General features: G+C 38.0%; 16 protein-coding genes. 8 read left to right on the forward strand and 8 right to left on the reverse strand.

Features of this window, described 5'->3' with window-relative positions; translation table 11 throughout:
* Nucleotides 1–283: 283 nt before the first annotated feature.
* The 3 genes from AC1RNS_RS01685 to AC1RNS_RS01695 all read left to right on the forward strand — a co-directional run bounded on the left by AC1RNS_RS01685 (nt 284) and on the right by AC1RNS_RS01695 (nt 2,984).
* Nucleotides 284–1,594: a M48 family metallopeptidase gene (locus tag AC1RNS_RS01685; protein ID WP_492990457.1), complete on the forward strand. Its 1,311-nt coding sequence runs from the start codon at nt 284–286 to the stop codon at nt 1,592–1,594.
* A 98-nt stretch (nt 1,595–1,692) separates the two neighbouring features.
* Entirely contained in the window at nt 1,693–2,508 is an 816-nt protein-coding gene (locus AC1RNS_RS01690) for a YitT family protein (RefSeq protein ID WP_492990311.1), read from the forward strand.
* Nucleotides 2,509–2,609: 101 nt separating this feature from the next.
* On the forward strand, nt 2,610–2,984 hold the full coding sequence (locus AC1RNS_RS01695) for an MmcQ/YjbR family DNA-binding protein (RefSeq protein WP_492990312.1): 375 nt from the start codon (nt 2,610–2,612) through the stop codon (nt 2,982–2,984).
* A gap of 488 nt (nt 2,985–3,472) precedes the next feature.
* Here the strand turns inward: AC1RNS_RS01695 and AC1RNS_RS01700 are convergent, their stop codons facing one another.
* The 6 genes from AC1RNS_RS01700 to AC1RNS_RS01725 form a co-directional block, all read right to left on the reverse strand.
* Complete coding sequence (locus tag AC1RNS_RS01700; RefSeq protein WP_492990313.1) at nt 3,473–3,817, reverse strand: GIY-YIG nuclease family protein; 345 nt, start codon at nt 3,815–3,817, stop codon at nt 3,473–3,475.
* Nucleotides 3,818–3,923: 106 nt separating this feature from the next.
* On the reverse strand, nt 3,924–4,676 hold the full coding sequence (locus AC1RNS_RS01705; RefSeq protein ID WP_492990314.1) for a DUF2087 domain-containing protein: 753 nt from the start codon (nt 4,674–4,676) through the stop codon (nt 3,924–3,926).
* 120 nt (nt 4,677–4,796) lie between these two features.
* Entirely contained in the window at nt 4,797–5,672 is an 876-nt protein-coding gene (locus tag AC1RNS_RS01710) for an ABC transporter permease (RefSeq protein ID WP_492990315.1), read from the reverse strand.
* A complete protein-coding gene (locus tag AC1RNS_RS01715; RefSeq protein ID WP_492990316.1) occupies nt 5,672–6,592 on the reverse strand; it encodes an ABC transporter ATP-binding protein in 921 nt (306 codons plus the stop codon). Before AC1RNS_RS01715 ends, AC1RNS_RS01710 begins: the two co-directional genes overlap by 1 nt.
* A gap of 6 nt (nt 6,593–6,598) precedes the next feature.
* Complete coding sequence (locus tag AC1RNS_RS01720) at nt 6,599–7,003, reverse strand: DUF3021 domain-containing protein (protein WP_492990317.1); 405 nt, start codon at nt 7,001–7,003, stop codon at nt 6,599–6,601.
* Between the two features lies 1 nt (nt 7,004).
* Nucleotides 7,005–7,454, reverse strand: a complete 450-nt coding sequence (locus tag AC1RNS_RS01725; RefSeq protein ID WP_492990319.1) for a LytTR family DNA-binding domain-containing protein — start codon at nt 7,452–7,454, stop codon at nt 7,005–7,007.
* Between the two features lie 226 nt (nt 7,455–7,680).
* Here AC1RNS_RS01725 and AC1RNS_RS01730 point away from each other — a divergent pair, with 226 nt between their 5' ends.
* Complete coding sequence (locus tag AC1RNS_RS01730) at nt 7,681–8,709, forward strand: AbrB family transcriptional regulator (protein WP_492990459.1); 1,029 nt, start codon at nt 7,681–7,683, stop codon at nt 8,707–8,709.
* A 178-nt stretch (nt 8,710–8,887) separates the two neighbouring features.
* On the opposite strand, the gene AC1RNS_RS01735 is transcribed toward AC1RNS_RS01730, so the two are convergent.
* Nucleotides 8,888–10,582, reverse strand: coding sequence for a methyl-accepting chemotaxis protein (locus tag AC1RNS_RS01735; RefSeq protein ID WP_492990320.1), 1,695 nt, complete (start codon nt 10,580–10,582; stop codon nt 8,888–8,890).
* Nucleotides 10,583–10,817: 235 nt separating this feature from the next.
* Here AC1RNS_RS01735 and AC1RNS_RS01740 point away from each other — a divergent pair, with 235 nt between their 5' ends.
* The 3 genes from AC1RNS_RS01740 (at nt 10,818) to AC1RNS_RS01750 (ending at nt 13,648) form a co-directional block, all read left to right on the forward strand.
* Nucleotides 10,818–10,961 carry an RAxF-45 family protein gene (locus AC1RNS_RS01740; protein WP_283871464.1) on the forward strand — a complete coding sequence of 48 codons (144 nt, stop codon included), beginning with the start codon at nt 10,818–10,820 and terminating at the stop codon, nt 10,959–10,961.
* A 103-nt stretch (nt 10,962–11,064) separates the two neighbouring features.
* Nucleotides 11,065–12,864 (forward strand): ribosomal protection-like ABC-F family protein, encoded by a 1,800-nt coding sequence (gene abc-f / locus AC1RNS_RS01745; RefSeq protein ID WP_492990322.1) that lies wholly within the window; start codon nt 11,065–11,067, stop codon nt 12,862–12,864.
* On the forward strand, nt 12,857–13,648 hold the full coding sequence (locus AC1RNS_RS01750; RefSeq protein WP_492990323.1) for a GNAT family N-acetyltransferase: 792 nt from the start codon (nt 12,857–12,859) through the stop codon (nt 13,646–13,648). Before abc-f ends, AC1RNS_RS01750 begins: the two co-directional genes overlap by 8 nt.
* 79 nt (nt 13,649–13,727) lie before the next feature.
* Here AC1RNS_RS01750 and AC1RNS_RS01755 read toward each other — a convergent pair whose 3' ends face one another.
* Nucleotides 13,728–15,290: a bifunctional metallophosphatase/5'-nucleotidase gene (locus AC1RNS_RS01755; RefSeq protein ID WP_492990324.1), complete on the reverse strand. Its 1,563-nt coding sequence runs from the start codon at nt 15,288–15,290 to the stop codon at nt 13,728–13,730.
* Between the two features lie 182 nt (nt 15,291–15,472).
* Here AC1RNS_RS01755 and AC1RNS_RS01760 point away from each other — a divergent pair, with 182 nt between their 5' ends.
* The gene (locus AC1RNS_RS01760; protein WP_492990325.1) at nt 15,473–16,546 is read left to right on the forward strand and encodes a phosphate/phosphite/phosphonate ABC transporter substrate-binding protein; all 1,074 of its coding nucleotides are present in this window, start codon (nt 15,473–15,475) and stop codon (nt 16,544–16,546) included.
* The last annotated feature ends 82 nt before the right edge of the window (nt 16,547–16,628 follow it).

Below are 16,628 nucleotides of genomic sequence, written 5' to 3' on the forward strand. Positions count from 1 at the left end.
GAAAGTGCTTGTTGGCTAGCTCTTTTTCGCCAACAGTGGCGGTTTATTAGTTTATCATGTAAAGGTTAAAATAAATAGGATAAGATAAACTTCATCAATTTTAACATTCACCGAAAGCAAATTAGCAGGAGATAAAGAAAACATCCACTGATTAAGTTACACTTCATGTAAAAGAAAATAGAAGGTAAATAAAAACAGAGAAAAATTTGTTCTAACTTTTTTAATTTCGCTTACACTTACTATAGGACGAACTCTTAGCTTTAAACACAAGGGAGGAAATGACATAGCGAAAAAAATGGGAATTGTCGCGCTACTAGTATTCGGTGTTTATTTGCTGTGTATGTATTGGTATATATTCCATAGTGGTGGTGGTACGGTACCACGAGCATTGCAGGGAACAGTTGCAGATCCAGTTATGTTTATGTCTGAAAAAGAGCTGTTTCTAAGTGGTGAATATTCGAAAATAAGGAACTTCCTTTTCTTTGTTGCAACTCCATTAGAATGGTTATTGTATGCTTTTATTTTACTAATGGGTATTTCACGTTACTTTGAGAAAGTAGCGACAGCACAAACGAAGTGGAAGTTATTACGAAATGCAGGCTATTTATTCTTATTATCACTGCTATTGTATCTTCTGCTATTCCCTCTAGACTATTATCGCTATTATTTAAGTAAAAGCTACGGTATCAGCACACAGGCATTCTCATCATGGATGCGAGATGGAGTTATTGATTTTTGGGTGAATTTCGGCACGAGCCTCATTGTTGTAACAGTCATATATTGGCTTATTAAAAAGAGTGAAAAAAGATGGTGGTTGTATACATGGCTTTTAACGATTCCATTTACAATATTTGTGATGTTTATCCAGCCTGTTGTCATTGATCCTTTATATAATGATTTTTATCCATTAAAAAATAAGGAGCTGGAAGCAAAAATTCTATCCATTGCTGCCCAAGCAAATATTCCAGCAGAACATGTTTATGAAGTGAATATGGCAGAGAAAACAAATGCTTTAAATGCTTATGTCACTGGCATTGGAAGCAATTCGAGAATTGTCTTATGGGATACAACCTTAAATCGACTCACGGACAATGAAATATTATTTATTATGGCACATGAAATGGGCCATTACGTTGAAAAACATATTTATTTTGGTATCGCAGGGTATCTGGTGTTAACCTTAGGAGGATTGTGGCTGACTGCCAGATGTATGCGATGGGTGATTAGAAGATATGGACAGGTATTAAAAATAAATAAAATGGGTGATATAGCATCTTATCCGTTGTTTTTACTTATTACCTCTATGTTACTGTTTGCTTCCAATCCTCTGACAAATTATGTGTCAAGGTATCAGGAAATAAGAGCCGATCAATATGCTATTTCACATACGGGTGATCGAGAGTCGGCAGTGACTGCATTCCAAAAACTAACGATATCTGGTTTAAGTGAGGTAAATCCACAGCTTCTTGTAAAGTGGTTCCGTTATACACACCCGCCAATGCTGGATCGAATTGATAAGGTAGCGGAAAAAGAGGGGCAAAAAAAGGAACCTCCTGTTAAAGAGGAACAGAAAAAAGAGCAACAAAAGCAATAAAGGCTATATTAAATGCTAGGTTTCTTGGATGGATAAGTTGGGTATCCTATTAGAAGGGATATTTGAAACTTGTTCGTTCTTATGATAGGGGAATCGTTATGCGTAATATGATCGTCATTACACTTTCATCGATTTTAGTGGCCTTTGCTTATAACTTTTTGTTAATTCCCCATGAAATTTTAAGTGGTGGATTAAGTGGAATTGCTATCATGCTCGGTATTGTTACCCCCTTAAATACAGGGGTTTTAAATTTACTATTGAATTTGCCGCTACTTATTATAGGGGTTATGAAGCTTGGGAAGCGGTTTATCGGATATACGATACTATCAGTGGCTGTCTTGTCAATTAGCCTGTATATTATTCCTATTTATAAGGCTACACAAGAACCCATCCTTGCCTCCTTATTTGGTGGCGTTATTGTCGGAATCGGCGCAGGTATGATTTTCCGTGCTTCTGGCTCCTCTGGTGGCTTTGATATTATAGCCATGCTATTAAGCCGAAAACGTGATTTCCCATTAGGCGCATTAATTTCTGGGATGAATGGAATAGTGGTAGCTATCTCAGGCTTCGTTTTTAGCTGGGATGCCGCCTTACTCACACTTGTATCGATTTATGCTACTGGCAAGGTTGTCGATACGATTCATACAAGCCATATTAAATTGACGCTGATGATTATTACAGGTAAGGGTGAGGAAGTGAAGCAGCAACTCTTAGCAAAGCTTCATCGAGGCGTAACGGTAATGGATGCGAAGGGGGCTTACTCAGGAGAAGGGCGTAAGGTCCTAATTACGGTAATTACTCGTTATCAGCTTGCCGAAGTTAAAAGCATGATAAAGGAAACGGATGCAAAAGCCTTTGTTAATATTTTGCAAACAACAGAGGTAATTGGTGTTTTTGATAGGGGCACAAAGTAAATATAAATTGAAATGAATATTTCTTGTACACACGTTATCGGTTATAATAAATATAATCGAACGTGTGTTTTTATTACGGGACAGAAAGGGAGAATTTAATAATGGATAAAGAATCAATTCATACGTATTGCTTAAAGCTTCGTGGAACAATACACGATTATAAACTGGAGTGGGAGGCTGAGCGCTACCAAGTTGGTGGAAAAATGTATGCAATGATAGGTGGAAATGCTACCGGAAAGCCAGTTCTTACGTTGAAATGCGAGCCCCAACGTGCAGAAGAATTAAGGGAATCTTACGAAAGTATCATACCTGGCTATTATATGAATAAAACTCATTGGAACTCTATTTACATGGATGCAGATGATGTACCCTTTGAGTTAGTGGAAAAGCTCCTAGATCATTCCTACGAGCTAGTTTTCGGAAAGCTAACAAAAAAAGCACAGCAGGAAGTTCTTTTACTTGAAGAGACAATGTGACCGGCTTGAGTATAATGTTAAATAGAAGGTTAAAAAACTGCCCTTTTTCTAAGATATATTGAGGAAAAGGGCACTTTTAGACAAAGAAAAGCTCAGGTATAAGAGAAAAACGCTCGTGTAGATCAAGAAATGCTCAGCTTCAAGAGAATACCGCTCGGTTAGGTCGAAGTAATGCTCAGGTCTGAAAAAATTCGCTCGGGTAGGCCGAAGCAACGCTCAGGTGCAGGAGAAAAGCGCTCGGGTAGGTCGAATAAATGCTCAGCTTCAAGAGAAAAGCGCTCGGGTAGGTCGAATAAATGCTCAGCTTCAAGAGAAAAGCGCTCAGGTAGGCCACGAAAATGCTCTGATGCAGGAGAAGACCGCTCAGGTAACCGAAGCAATGCCCTGGCTAACTTAAAAAGTCGGACAAAAGAAACCCCAAGCCAATCGAAACGGCTTGGGATCAAACAGAAAACGTTCATCAAAATTACTGCCAAGAAAAATATTATTTAGGCATTATAGCCACGGTCACCAAAAGGCTTTAGCGTGTCGAGCCACTTTTGCTCTAGTTTTTCTAGTTCTCTTTTGGCATCAAAATAGCCCTCTTCTTTTTTCTTTAAGTATTCAACGATTTCAAGGTCAAAAGCATCTTGACCGAAAGTGTTGAAATCCGCTTGTAGTTTTTTATTCGTATATGAATTTGTTTTAAGCGAAAATTGAAATCCGTTTAGGCGCTTTAAATTATTGAAGCTACCTACAAACACTTTTCCATTTTGTTTATTGGTCATTGTAAAAACGCCCGCTTCAATTTTCATTTCTTTATACATTTCCTTTAATTGTTTTTTATGGTCCATTGAAAATCCTTCTTTCTTATTTTTTATCCTGCATTAACAGCAGTCCTTTATAATAACTACCAGATGGGTAATGACTAATCATATAGATATCCCCTCTAATTCAGTTTCACTTTATCCAATAGGCACTGCCATCATCTGTACGGTCCATAAAACCATACTCAATTAAATAACGGCGAATTTGTACATAATCCTCATACATTGGCTGGATTACCTCATTTAATTCTTTTTCTGTGTACTGTTTGGTTTTATCGAAAAGCTTTGTGATTGCTCGAAGGATGACAATTTTATGTTTCTCCCGTGTTGGAAAACGGGTAAGCTCTTTACCAATTCCCTTTGGAAAATACTTTTCGAGCAACTCTTGTTCCTCAGATAACGTAATATTATAGCGATCATCCACCATCGTTGCGGATTTATGGATTGGGATAAAATGATCTTCCTTTTGATTCTTTTCTTTTAGCAGTTCCATCATCGCAAGAAATGTTTTTGCTTGTCGCTCCTTTTCCTTAAGGGTAAAACGATGATGACGAATCGTTGTTGCGCTGCCGATATCAAGCTTCTCTTTCATCTCTTGATCTGTATGTCCCTCATAGAACAAACGAATGATATGACTTTGATGGTCTGTTAGCCCTGTCATTTTTTTATTTAATCCATTTAAATAATGAAAAACGGAATGATGTGCAGAAGTAATATGATGTTGCATAAATTTCTCTGCCTCATAAAGTACGCCTTCATGGGGATAAATAATTCCTTTTTCAATTCGTTCACCGCAAAGCAAGCAAGTAAAATGTGCTGTTTCATCTACGAAGCCCTTTTTAATGTCCTCAATCGATGCTTGCCAAAATAATTCATTAACATCCATTAGAAGTCCTCCTTAAAGCAAACAAAATAAAATTTTGTTTGCTTATTTATATTTAAAATAACAAAATGTTTGTTTTAAATCAATAAAAAACACATCGTTTAATCAACGATGTGTTAAAACCTATTTATTTTTCTTTTTGAAAAGAATAATAGATAGGATAGCTAGTATAAGAATAGTAGCTAGAATAATGATGACGCTTGTAGAGGTACTGAGAATATTTCCATGTAAATCATAGACAATGCCATACATTTCTTTATATTCTTCCACATGTGAAGCAGGTACGCCTTCGAAAACTCCAGCAATGGAGCTTTCCATAAATGCATTGCGTAATAGTAAAGTTGTATGACTGATAGGGAAATACATAATCAAATTTTGTGCAAAGCTTGGTAATGCACCAATAGGGACATAAACCCCGCATAAGAAACCAAGCGCAGTTCCCACAAGGGTACTTAATGTTGAAAAGGAGTTTTGCGTAGTCGCAAATAATACTAGAAAGAGATTAAAAACACTGGCAAGTAATACAGATAAAAATAATAGGCCCACTACATGAATAAAATCCCCAATGCTGAGAAGCTGACCGCCAGTGGAAACAATAAAGATTTCACAACCAACGAGGGCAATAAAGGAAAAGATACAGCCGATAATAAAGGCATTGAAGACATAGCTAAATTGAATAGTGGCTCTTGAAATAGGCGCGGTTAAAAAATCAGCCTGTGCTTTAGATTCCAAATCTTTTACGGCAATTCCATAGGCTGCGAGTGTTGTAGATACAGCGATCATGGATAGCAGTCCCGCTACAAGCCATTCATTCACCATTGTGATTAGTTCAGGTGTAGCCTCAGTCATTTGCTCAATAGCATCCACCTGCATTTTTTGTAGAAATACGGCATACAGCACGATTACTATGATAACAGAAAGCAGTGAATAGAAAACTTGTGTTTTATCTCTACGAAAAACTTTATTATTTCGTTGTACTAGGCTAATAAATGCTTCCATTACGCTGCACCTCCCTCTGCCATAATATGAAGAAAGACATCATCCATTGTACCTTTTATTACTTCAAAGGAGGCGATGAACGGCTCTGCCTTTTTTAAGAAATCCAAGGCATGGAGCGTTGAGTCAACTCGAATAGTGTAAATACCAAGCTTTTCTGTGTAGGAAATGGCATTGTCCTTGAGCCATTTACTACCTTCAGCACTATTATGGAAGACGAGTGCCATTGAATCATAGGCATATTTAGTTTTCAAAGCATCTGGTGTCCCCTCAGCGACAATTTCTCCTTGCTTTAAAACAATGACATGATGTGCAACAGCCGCTTCCTCCATATAATGCGTTGTCAAAAACACAGTCATATTTGTTTCAATTTGTAGCTGCTTAATTGCCTGCCAAACAAATTGACGTGTTTGTGGATCTAATCCAGTTGTTGGTTCATCTAAAAATAAAATTTTCGGTCGATGAATGAGTGCTCGTGCAATATCGGCACGTCTTTTTTGACCACCTGACAATGTTCCGTATTTGCGTTTTTCTATATCCTCTAAATGTAAATAGGTAGAAACAAATTGATAGTTTTCAGCAAGCTGTGCTCTTGATAAGCCATATGTTTTGCCGCGATGCAGTATATTTTCACGAACGGTTAATCGCTCATCAAGTAGGCTTTGCTGAAAAACCACACCAATTGATTTTCGTATTTCAGCATTGTGATCGCTTGCATCAAGGGTATGACCGTTAATTTTTACAGTACCGCTTGATTTTTGTAATAAGGTACAAAGTATTTCAATGGTTGTTGATTTCCCTGCACCATTTGCCCCCAAAAATGCGAAGAGGGTGCCTTCTTCTACAGTAAATGAAATCCCTTTGACAGCCTGATGCTCACCATATTGCTTACGTAAGTTGTCAACTTGTATAGCAAATTTCATAATAGGTTATTCCTTTCTTTTTTGTATTTCATGGTTGATTTCTTTAATATCGTTTAATTGAAGCACGTAGGTAATACCCCATACGATAACGTAAATAACGATTTCGGCTATCAGTATATATACAAGACTAGAATGATCGAACCAGTGGCCAAAATAACCTGCGATGATTACACACAAAGTTACAGCGATTATGTGTAAGGACAGTTGTATTAAAAAGGGTAATCGCTCGATATCATATATTAAGGACAATAAGCCTATGACAACACCTAGAATGGCAGCGATTATTACTTGCTCAAGTAATTCTGATCCTACTATCACTCCATTATTAGACATCATACTTAAGGTCACTAGGACGTAGGAAGAACTTAGCGAAATAAGTAGACCAATAATCATCATGCGCAATGTTTTCATATTATGAATCCCTCCCGATACCTAAATGGCGTTTTAACTCTTTTAAATATTTTCGGCTGACATGTACGGTAACATCATTTTCAAGTATTAGTTCCGTCGTTCCCAGTTTCCCCATTTGAATAGAGGCAATTTTATGAATGTTGACGAGTGTTGATTTACTCACTCGTGTAAAATCTTTTGCAAACTGCGCTTCTAGTTCATATAATTTGCGTTTTGATTCAAATTCCTGCTCTTCTGTCTGCAAAAATACCTTCGCATCCTCCGCATAAATCGAGAAAATTTCAGAAATTTTTAGCATATGAATTTCCTGCTGTATATAGCCATCTATCATCGTTGTTTGTGAAGCTTGGAGTTGCTTCATCAGTCGCTCAATTTGTTCGTTATATTCTTTCGCTTGTATATGAATCTCAATTTCTTCTAGCGCGCTATTAATTGTTAAATGAATCTTCATTAGAGGCCTCCTTTACCTATTCCCATTACTGGGTTAACACTGAATCAGGTAATAATAATGTAGCATAGAAAAAATTGGCTGGGAGAATTTCTTCGATAAGAGGTCGAAATTTAATGATGACAGGTTTTTTTCACAATATAGAATCTTGCTAAAAGCAGCGAAGTAGAAAAATAGGGAAGTTAACGGCATAATGGACTTATTCAGTCAGTCACGAGGGGTTGCTTCTATGCTTGTTTTTGATCGACACATGTTTATTACATTATGTATTGGGCTAGTAGGGGCCTTTATCTTTCAAGCTGCCCATATTCCAATGCCATGGTTACTAGGAGCCATAGCGGCAGTACTTATTGTTCAGTTATCAACAAAAGTACAATTGAAATGGCATCCGTATTTTCGGAATTTTGGATTAATCGTAGCGGGATATTCTATTGGGTTTGCTTTTACACCAGAAGCTGTACAGGATATTAAACAATTTTTAGGGAGCATGATTGTGCTCAATCTTTTGTTTATCGCTTTGTTTTTTGCTGTAAGTTATATCGTGGCAAAGCGTACAGATTTAGATTTTGCGACCGCATTAACTTGCTGTGTACCTGGGGGAATGTCACAGGTTGTGGCCTTTGCTGAGGAGCAAGGGGATATGGACATGGTTGTCATTACATTCTTTCAAATATTGAGGGTACTGCTAATCGTTGGCTTTGTGCCTTTAATGGTAGCAGGTTCTGGTGGAGGCGGTAGCACTATAGATGGGGCATATACATGGAGGCTTATTGGGGTACTTGTTTTATGTAGCGCTGTAGGATGGCTTGCGCAAAAATTAAAAATCCCAACCGGCTATATGCTCGGACCTGTATTTTTATTAATGGGTATCAATATAGCTGGGATAGAGGTACCGCAAATGCCGATATCCTTACTACATATTGCTCAACTAATGCTTGGTATTTATATTGGGCTTTTACTAAAAAAAGAGGATCTACATTTATCAAAGAAGCATGTGTTTTATGCATTTGTATCAGCTGGTATCTTTATTGGAGGTGCTTACGGCTTAACATTTGTAATGCAGAGCTTGTACAATCTTGATTTTGGGACAGGCTTTTTAAGTATTGTACCAGGTGGGCTCGATCAAATGGGGATAATCGCCGCTTCTGTTCATGCAAATGTCACCATTGTTACGGCCTTTCAGCTTTTCCGTGTGTTGGTTGTATCTATCTTCCTTGTTCCGTTTGTCAAAATGTTTGTGAAAAAGATGAGAGTGTAGCGGGAGACAAGCATGGTGATCGATCACTGGAAACGAATCGTGTTATTATTATCATAATCAGACAGACTATTGCGATTGTCCTTACCTGTAGTGTTAAAAAGCGTATACTCACGACATTTCACCTACAAGTATAAAAAAGATTGTCCATTGGCTTTTACCAAATGAACAATCTTTATCATTAATATTTAAATTGATGAATTAAATTTTGCAAGGACTCAGCATTTTTTGTAAGCTGTGAGGCAGCTATATTGATGTCCTCCATGGATTCGAGATTTGCTTCTGCAATTTGTGTAACGACCTTCGACTGCTCACGTGCTTCAACGGCAATCTCAGCCATAATATGTGTAGAAGCATTGGCCTGCTCTATACGCGCGTAGAGCTCTTCAGCAATCCCTGAAACCTCTTGAATTTTATTGGTTACGAGAGATACCTTAGCTGTAATCTCTTCAAATGCAACGCTTGTTGTCTGCACAACCTTGGCACTTGAAGCAGCTTCTTGCTCACTCTCTTGCATATGCTCACGTGCATCCTTCGCTAGCTGCTGCATTGTATGAATCGTCTGGGTAATTTCTGCTGCAGATGTTTTTGATTGCTCTGCTAATTTACGAACCTCTTCGGCTACCACTGCGAAACCTTTACCATGTTCTCCAGCACGTGCCGCTTCAATAGAGGCATTTAACGCCAGTAAATTCGTTTGATCCGCAATGGCATGAATCACTTCAACAATTTCGTCAATTTTATTAGCATGTGTATCAAGTGCCGCAATCGAATTGGCACTTTCTTGCACTGCTACTGCCATCGCCTGCATTTGCATTTGCATCTCCTGTGCTGTCTGTTCTCCATGCTTAGCTGTATCAAAAGCATCAGAAGCATAGGAAGAAACCTCGCTATTTGTTTCTGTTACTAATTGAATGCCTCCTGCAATATCCTGCATGGCCTCAGCATTTTCATTAGCACTATGCTTTTGTGTGCTGGCACCGCTTGCTAATTCCTGCATATTGGCTGTTAAATTCTCTGTTGTGTCTGTCGTAGAGCCAGCAGTTGCAGAAAGCTCAGCAGATGATGCAGACACCTGATTAGCTGTTTCATCCACTCGTTGCATCATCTTACGTAATGTTGCAAGCATCGCATTGAATGAACTTGCTAGCTCACCGATTTCATCCTTAGACTTAACAATAATCTGTTGTGTTAAATCGCCCTTTCCAGCCGAAATGGTTTCTAGTTGAGCATTTAAGTGCTTTAATGGTTTAACAATCCCTCGTACAAATAAGATACCTGCAATTACTGCAATTATCGCTGTAATAACTGCAAGAACACCCATTTTAAAGAGCATTTTTTGGGCCGCTGCATCGATATCAGAAGAAGGTACACCTGCAAAAATCATGCCAATTATTTCTCCATCTGCATTATGAAGGGGTTCATACTTTGTAAAATAGGGTTCACCCACAACCTCTGCTGTGCCTGTATATATTTTTCCCTGGGACAGTACAGCCTCCACTACTTTTGGATCTGCAGTTGTTCCAATTGCTCGCTGTCCATCTACAACTATATTTGTATTAATACGTGTATCATTAGCGAAAATTGTAATTGCTGATTGAGATAATTCTCCCAATTTATCGATGATGTCAGTCTCATCCGCTACCTTTGCATCTCCCTTGTAAAGCTCTCCGTTTTTTAGCTGCCAATCTCCTGGTAAGGTTTGATGGAGATTATGTACACTTAAATCTAAAATCTGATTAAGACGGATATTATATTCATCTTGTAAAGCTGTTTTCATTTCGCTTGTATTTACTAGACTAATCGCAATCAGAACAAAGGTAATGATTGCAACAATCAACAAGCTCATTTTGTTTTGCATACTTAGTTTTTTCATAAATGCCCCTCCACATATTAACCACATAAAATAGACAGTAAGCTAATGATGAAAAAGCTTACTGTCAATTCACTATATTGAAATAATTCAGGAAAATATTTCTATTTTAAATAGTATATAGCTAGATGGAACATTTGTATATTTACAAAAAAGTGACAACTGAAATTTTTTCTTTTCTAATGTCCTTGCAATATGGTATTATAAATTTAATTATTATGAACGGAGGTGAAAAGGAATGAAACAAAACGCTACGAAAACATGTGTAAAAGTGGATACAGCTATGTATTTTGCACGTGTTATTACTTTCGATTTTGCGAACAACGGGAGAGGTCTGTCCATTTTTAAGCAAAATCAAATAATAACAAACGTAGCGGATTAACCATTCTTTTTCACAAATTAATGAGGAAAAGACTGCTTGTTAATGGAGCAGTCTTTTTTTGTGTCTATAGATGTTTTCGCACGTTTCATTGGAGGAAAAAACGATGCAAATTAAAGCTGAACAAATACAAAAAATTATTGGTGGGAACATTTTATTTGAAGGACTTCAATTAGAAGTAAATACAGGAGAGCATGTTGCTATTGTTGGCGTGAACGGAAGCGGCAAAACGACTTTATTACAGCTATTATCTGGTTTGGATACACCGGATAAGGGACGGATTATAAAAAGTAAGGAAGCAACTATCGGCTATCTTCATCAAATTCCGCATTATCCTTTGCTGACTGTAAAGCAAGTACTAGAGGAGGCATTTGCTGAAATTTATGCATTGAAGGCAAAGATGACAAAGCTGGAGCAGGAAATGCAGGTAGCTGTATCAGATAAGGTACTAGAGCAATATGGTCATGTGCAGGAACAATTCATGCTGCAGGGAGGCTACGAGATTGATGCACAATTGGCGATGATTGCTAATGGCTTAGGCATTACACTATTACTTGAGCAGCCTTTTACTAGCCTAAGTGGTGGAGAGAAAACAAAGGTGATGCTTGGGCAAATCCTTCTAAGTAATCCTTCTATTTTGCTATTAGATGAACCAACCAATCATTTAGATATGCAGGCAATTGAATGGCTGGAAAGTTATGTGCGAAACTTCGCAGGGATAGTGATTGTTGTATCCCATGATCGCCATTTTATGAATCAAATGGCTCAAAAGATAATAGAAATTGAAGATGGAGAGGCATTTACGTACCTTGGCAATTATGATGCATTTGTGAAACAAAAGGAAGCGAAGGTTGAACAGCAATTTGCTGAATTTGAGGAACAGCAGAAGAAAATTAAAAAAATGCAGGAAACCATCAAGCGTTTAAAGCAATGGGCAAATGAGGCGAATCCTCCGAACGCTTCCTTGCATCGACGGGCCAAAAGCATGGAAAAGGCATTGGCTCGAATCGAGAGAGTTAAGAAGCCGTTAACGAAAAAGAAAATGAATTTAGCACTGACAATGGCTGAGCGTAGTGGTAAAGAGGTTGTACAAATGAAGGGAATTAACCATGCATTTGATAAGCCGTTATTAAAGGAATGCGATTTGTCTGTTTACTTCGGAGAACGCCTAGCGATTGTTGGCGACAATGGCAGTGGTAAATCCACATTATTAAAAATGATACTAGGTGAGGTTGTACCAAATGAGGGTATCTGTCGTGTTGGTAGCAGTGTGAAAATTGGCTACCTTTCGCAGCAGTTTGAGCATGAGCATCCATCAATTCGTTTAATTGATGCCTTTCGAGAAAGTGTCTCAGTATCAGAGGCTGAGGCACGACATATACTTGCTCAATTTTTATTTTATGGCTATGACGTCTTTAAGAAAGTGAAGAATTTAAGCGGTGGTGAAAAGATGCGCTTACGTCTGGCCCAATTAATGCATGAGGATATCAACTTATTGATACTGGATGAACCAACCAACCATTTAGATATTGAGGCGAGAGAAGTATTGGAGGATACATTGGAATCCTTTGAGGGAACGATAATAGGTGTGTCTCATGACCGATATTTCTTACGAAAGATTTTTACAAAAGTAGCATGGATCAAGCATGAAGTCATTCAAGTATTTGAGGGTGATTATGAGTGGGCAAGGAAAAAACATGCTGAACTAGTAGAGGAACCTGTAATAAAAGAAATAACAGCAAAGGCCATTAATGCTAAGCAAGAGATGCCTATTGAGCAGCAAATTGAAAAGCTTGAACTAAAATTACAGGAGCCGACACTTGCTAAGGAGCAGCGTCAAAAGCTTGAACGACAGTTAGAGATTTTATTCGAAAGATGGATCGAGGGAGGAACAGGGAATGAATAGTTTAGAGCACATAATAGAGCTTGATCTTCATTATCTAAAGAGTTTTAGCAAGATGGAGACATGTAAGGAAGGTGTATTATTTTACAATGAGGATAACCCAACATATTATGATGCAAATCATGCACATATTTGGCGTAAGATAAGTAATCCTGATGAGGTATTGAGCAAAATAAAGGATTTCTACCAATCTAAATCACTTGTGCCAAGATTGTACCTATACAATTTGGAGGAAAATCAGGCATGTATAAATGCATTAGAAATGCACGGCTTTCAATATGAAAGCTTTACAGATGATATACAATGTTGGAATGGTGAATCCACATTACTACCACATAATTCAGCTATAGGTATCGAACGAGTAACAGATACGAATGTAGAGGAAGCAATGGCAGTTGAAATGAGTATTGCAACATTTGGGGAACCTTCATTGATAAAGAAGGCTTTTGAGCAAACATACCGCTCCCCGTATTTTACGTATTATTTATTAAAGCTAGATGGAAAAGCATGCTGTACTGCTAATCTTTTTGTCTCAGGAAATCAAGGTAGAATTGAAAGTGTAGCAACACTCGAAAGCCATCGAGGGCAAGGGCTGATTGGATATATCCTTCAGCATATTCAGCAACAGTCAATCCAGCTAGGGTTAGAAAATCTTTGGATAATGCCAATAAATGCGCAGGTAGCAAAGGTCTACGACAAGGCAAACTTTAAATCAGTAGGCAAGATAGCGTCTCTCCATGCGTTTACAGAAGGAAAAAGCATTCATCAAATACGACAAAATTCTTAATTAGATAGAATAAAAATTCGCCATATTCTTGTGAGATACTTTCACAAAGAGTATGGCGTAATTATTTTATAGAGGTTAGTTAAAATGTTACCCGCCAATTATGATTACATGTCGCTTGGATGATAGGATATTTTAGAAGATACTCAGCAATCAGCTCCGTCATATCTATTTGTATCTCCTTTACAACATGTCGATTTCTTAAAAAATCAAAATTACCTGCTCCCGTAGCCCGATAGCTGCTCATCACTACTTCAAATTCTTCCTCCATTTTTATAGGCTCACCTTGTATGGTTAGCATAGTGACGCGCTCGCCAATAGGCTTTGAAATATCTAGGACATACTCGATGCCCTCCCACATATCATAATTATAAGGTTGTGCCTTTGGATATAGAAATGTTTTAGCTACTTTTAACTCGTCTCCATCAACCGTAAAATAGGTCGCTGATTGTTCAAGGGCTAACAAGATATCCAGTCCAGATAGTCGCAGTACCTTTAAGGTATTTGTATAAATATAATTGGTGACTATATCCCGCATTGTTACCGCATGCTTTAAGCCACCATGCTCATCATGAAAGAGCGCTGTACAAGAAATAGCAGCCCCTGATGCTTCCATTTGAATACGATTAATAAATTCAATATAGGGATGCTCTTGAATACGGGCAAGAAACGCTTCCTCCACAAGCATATTTCCTTGGATAGTCCCAATTGTCTCATCAAGCCATGCATCTGTTTTTTGAAAAGTAGGGGAGATAAGATCGCAAACAGTTGCTTGACATTTAGTGTCTTCCTTCACATACAGTAGAGATGGCGTATTAGCTATGGAATGAATTCTCTGTTCATTATCCAGTGTAATGGCTAATTCGATACTGGCTAGGCAAATACCTTTAGTACCGGGCTGAACAACTGATTTTCCGTTGATAATCGAACATATTTCACGATGCTGATGTCCAGTAATGATGATATCTACTTCTTCGATTTCTGTGCACATACGGTACCCTTGATTTTCTCCATTTTCATCCTCTAGTAATGCTCCTGTCTCTAGGTCTCGCTCAAATCCCCCATGATAGCAAAGGATAAGAACATCTATTTGTTCGTTTGCACGCATCCATTTTGCCCAATAGCTAGCACTTGTAAAGGCGTCTTCGAAGTGAAGTCCAAAAATATGCTGTGGCTCCTCCCAATGTGGCACAAAATGAGTTGTCACGCCTAAAACGCCTATATGAATACCGTCTACTTCTTTAATGATATAAGGCTTTGTCAAAGGGCTGCCGCCATCCGTTAAAATATTTGCACCTAACCATGGAAAATGTGATTGCTTGATGACAGATTGTAAGGTAGGCAGTCCGTAATTAAATTCATGATTGCCAAATATCATGGCATCGTATTGAAGAGCATTGGCGACCTGAATAAATGGGTTAGGTATGTGAGCTTGAAATTTTTGATGATAAAAGGTCATAGGACTTCCCTGAATAAAATCACCGTTATCAAGTAAAAGTGTCGGACCTTTATGTCGTTTTTCTTGAATAATGGATGCTAGTTTAGCTAATCCAAGTGTCTCATTCCGTTCATCACGAAAGGTAGTAGGCATAATATAACCGTGAATATCACTAGTAGCCAATATTTGTATGGTTTTGACAGTCATAGAGAGTCCTCCGTTAGTTAGTATACATACAGTATATAAGGTTTTTTTTATTAATTTCATGTCTTTACGATATCAAAATATGGTTTTACGAAATAGAAACATATATTTACCTCCTATTCACACTAGGAAAATATTTACTGTTTATACTGAGGAAGCATTTCAAACATGAGGAGGACAATAATTTGAAGAAATTACTATTCTTTAGTGTAACATTCATGCTGTCAATATTGCTGATGGCATGTGGAAATGAGGCCTCTAAAACATCTGATGATGAAGAAACAGTAGATGTTTCCTCGGATGTAAGTGGAAATGAATCCGTAAAAAAATTAACCATCGGCTTTGTGCCTTCCCGAGATCCTGATGAAATTATTACAGCAACAGAACCTTTAAAGGGTTTACTAAAGGACGAGTTAGCAGGATTAGGCTTTGATGTAGGTGAAATTGATATTACTGTTGGAACAAATTTTGAAGCGGTTGGCGAAGCATTGTCTGCTGGGACTATGGATATTGGTTTAATTCCAGGAGGGACTTATGTACTTTATGATGATGGCGCCGAAGTAATTCTAACAGCGACACGTGCAGGCTTAAGCAATGATTCAGATAATCCTATTGATTGGAATAAAAATGAGCCTACTGCACCAACGACAGCACAAACAATATCTTATCGAGCTATTTTAGTTGCTGGCCCATCGGAAAAAGGAAAGGCTTTAGCAGCGAAAGTAAATAATGGTGAGGAATTAACGTTTGAGGACTTAAATAATGTTACTTGGAATGTTATGTCAAGCTCATCACCTGCAGGCTATATTTATCCAACATTATGGCTGCATGAGAAATTTAATAAAACAATTCCTGATTTAGCACAGGTTGTACAGGCTGATTCCTATGGTAATGCTTTTGCACGGTTAGCTGCTGGACAAACAGATGTCCTAGTAACGTACGCAGATGCACGTCGCGATTATGAGGAAAGCTGGCAAGGAGATTTTAGTCGCTCCGCTTCTATTTGGGAGGAAACAGACTTACTTGGTGTTATGCCTGCAATCTATAATGACACAATTAGTGTCAGTAAAAATTCAAAAGTCATGAATGACGAATTAAAGAAGGCTATTCAGCAAGCATTTATTAATATTGGTAATTCTGAAAAAGGGAAGGAAGTAATCGCGATCTACAGCCATGAAGGCTATCAGGCAGCCACAGATAGCGACTATGACAATGAGCGTAAGGCACAGGAGCTAGTTCAAAATCTTGGTTCGAAGTAAATAGCATGAAAAAGGACTGACCATCATAGAAATATTTACTGAATCTGCGAGGCTTGCGGCTTATCCGCAGAAAGCCTCGCAG

The organism is Lysinibacillus sp. GW821-FHT14F06 (assembly GCF_058803665.1).

What these genes read in the sequence shown, in the direction of transcription:
- AC1RNS_RS01735 (WP_492990320.1), bottom strand. Translation starts at nt 10,582, where the DNA reads ATGAAAAAACTAAGTATGCAAAACAAAATGAGCTTGTTGATTGTTGCA.
- AC1RNS_RS01715 (WP_492990316.1), bottom strand. Translation starts at nt 6,592, where the DNA reads ATGAAATTTGCTATACAAGTTGACAACTTACGTAAGCAATATGGTGAG.
- AC1RNS_RS01750 (WP_492990323.1), top strand. Translation starts at nt 12,857, where the DNA reads ATGAATAGTTTAGAGCACATAATAGAGCTTGATCTTCATTATCTAAAG.
- AC1RNS_RS01695 (WP_492990312.1), top strand. Translation starts at nt 2,610, where the DNA reads ATGGATAAAGAATCAATTCATACGTATTGCTTAAAGCTTCGTGGAACA.
- AC1RNS_RS01740 (WP_283871464.1), top strand. Translation starts at nt 10,818, where the DNA reads ATGAAACAAAACGCTACGAAAACATGTGTAAAAGTGGATACAGCTATG.
- AC1RNS_RS01710 (WP_492990315.1), bottom strand. Translation starts at nt 5,672, where the DNA reads ATGGAAGCATTTATTAGCCTAGTACAACGAAATAATAAAGTTTTTCGT.
- AC1RNS_RS01725 (WP_492990319.1), bottom strand. Translation starts at nt 7,454, where the DNA reads ATGAAGATTCATTTAACAATTAATAGCGCGCTAGAAGAAATTGAGATT.
- abc-f (WP_492990322.1), top strand. Translation starts at nt 11,065, where the DNA reads ATGCAAATTAAAGCTGAACAAATACAAAAAATTATTGGTGGGAACATT.
- AC1RNS_RS01720 (WP_492990317.1), bottom strand. Translation starts at nt 7,003, where the DNA reads ATGAAAACATTGCGCATGATGATTATTGGTCTACTTATTTCGCTAAGT.
- AC1RNS_RS01730 (WP_492990459.1), top strand. Translation starts at nt 7,681, where the DNA reads ATGCTTGTTTTTGATCGACACATGTTTATTACATTATGTATTGGGCTA.
- AC1RNS_RS01700 (WP_492990313.1), bottom strand. Translation starts at nt 3,817, where the DNA reads ATGGACCATAAAAAACAATTAAAGGAAATGTATAAAGAAATGAAAATT.
- AC1RNS_RS01705 (WP_492990314.1), bottom strand. Translation starts at nt 4,676, where the DNA reads ATGGATGTTAATGAATTATTTTGGCAAGCATCGATTGAGGACATTAAA.
- AC1RNS_RS01755 (WP_492990324.1), bottom strand. Translation starts at nt 15,290, where the DNA reads ATGACTGTCAAAACCATACAAATATTGGCTACTAGTGATATTCACGGT.
- AC1RNS_RS01690 (WP_492990311.1), top strand. Translation starts at nt 1,693, where the DNA reads ATGCGTAATATGATCGTCATTACACTTTCATCGATTTTAGTGGCCTTT.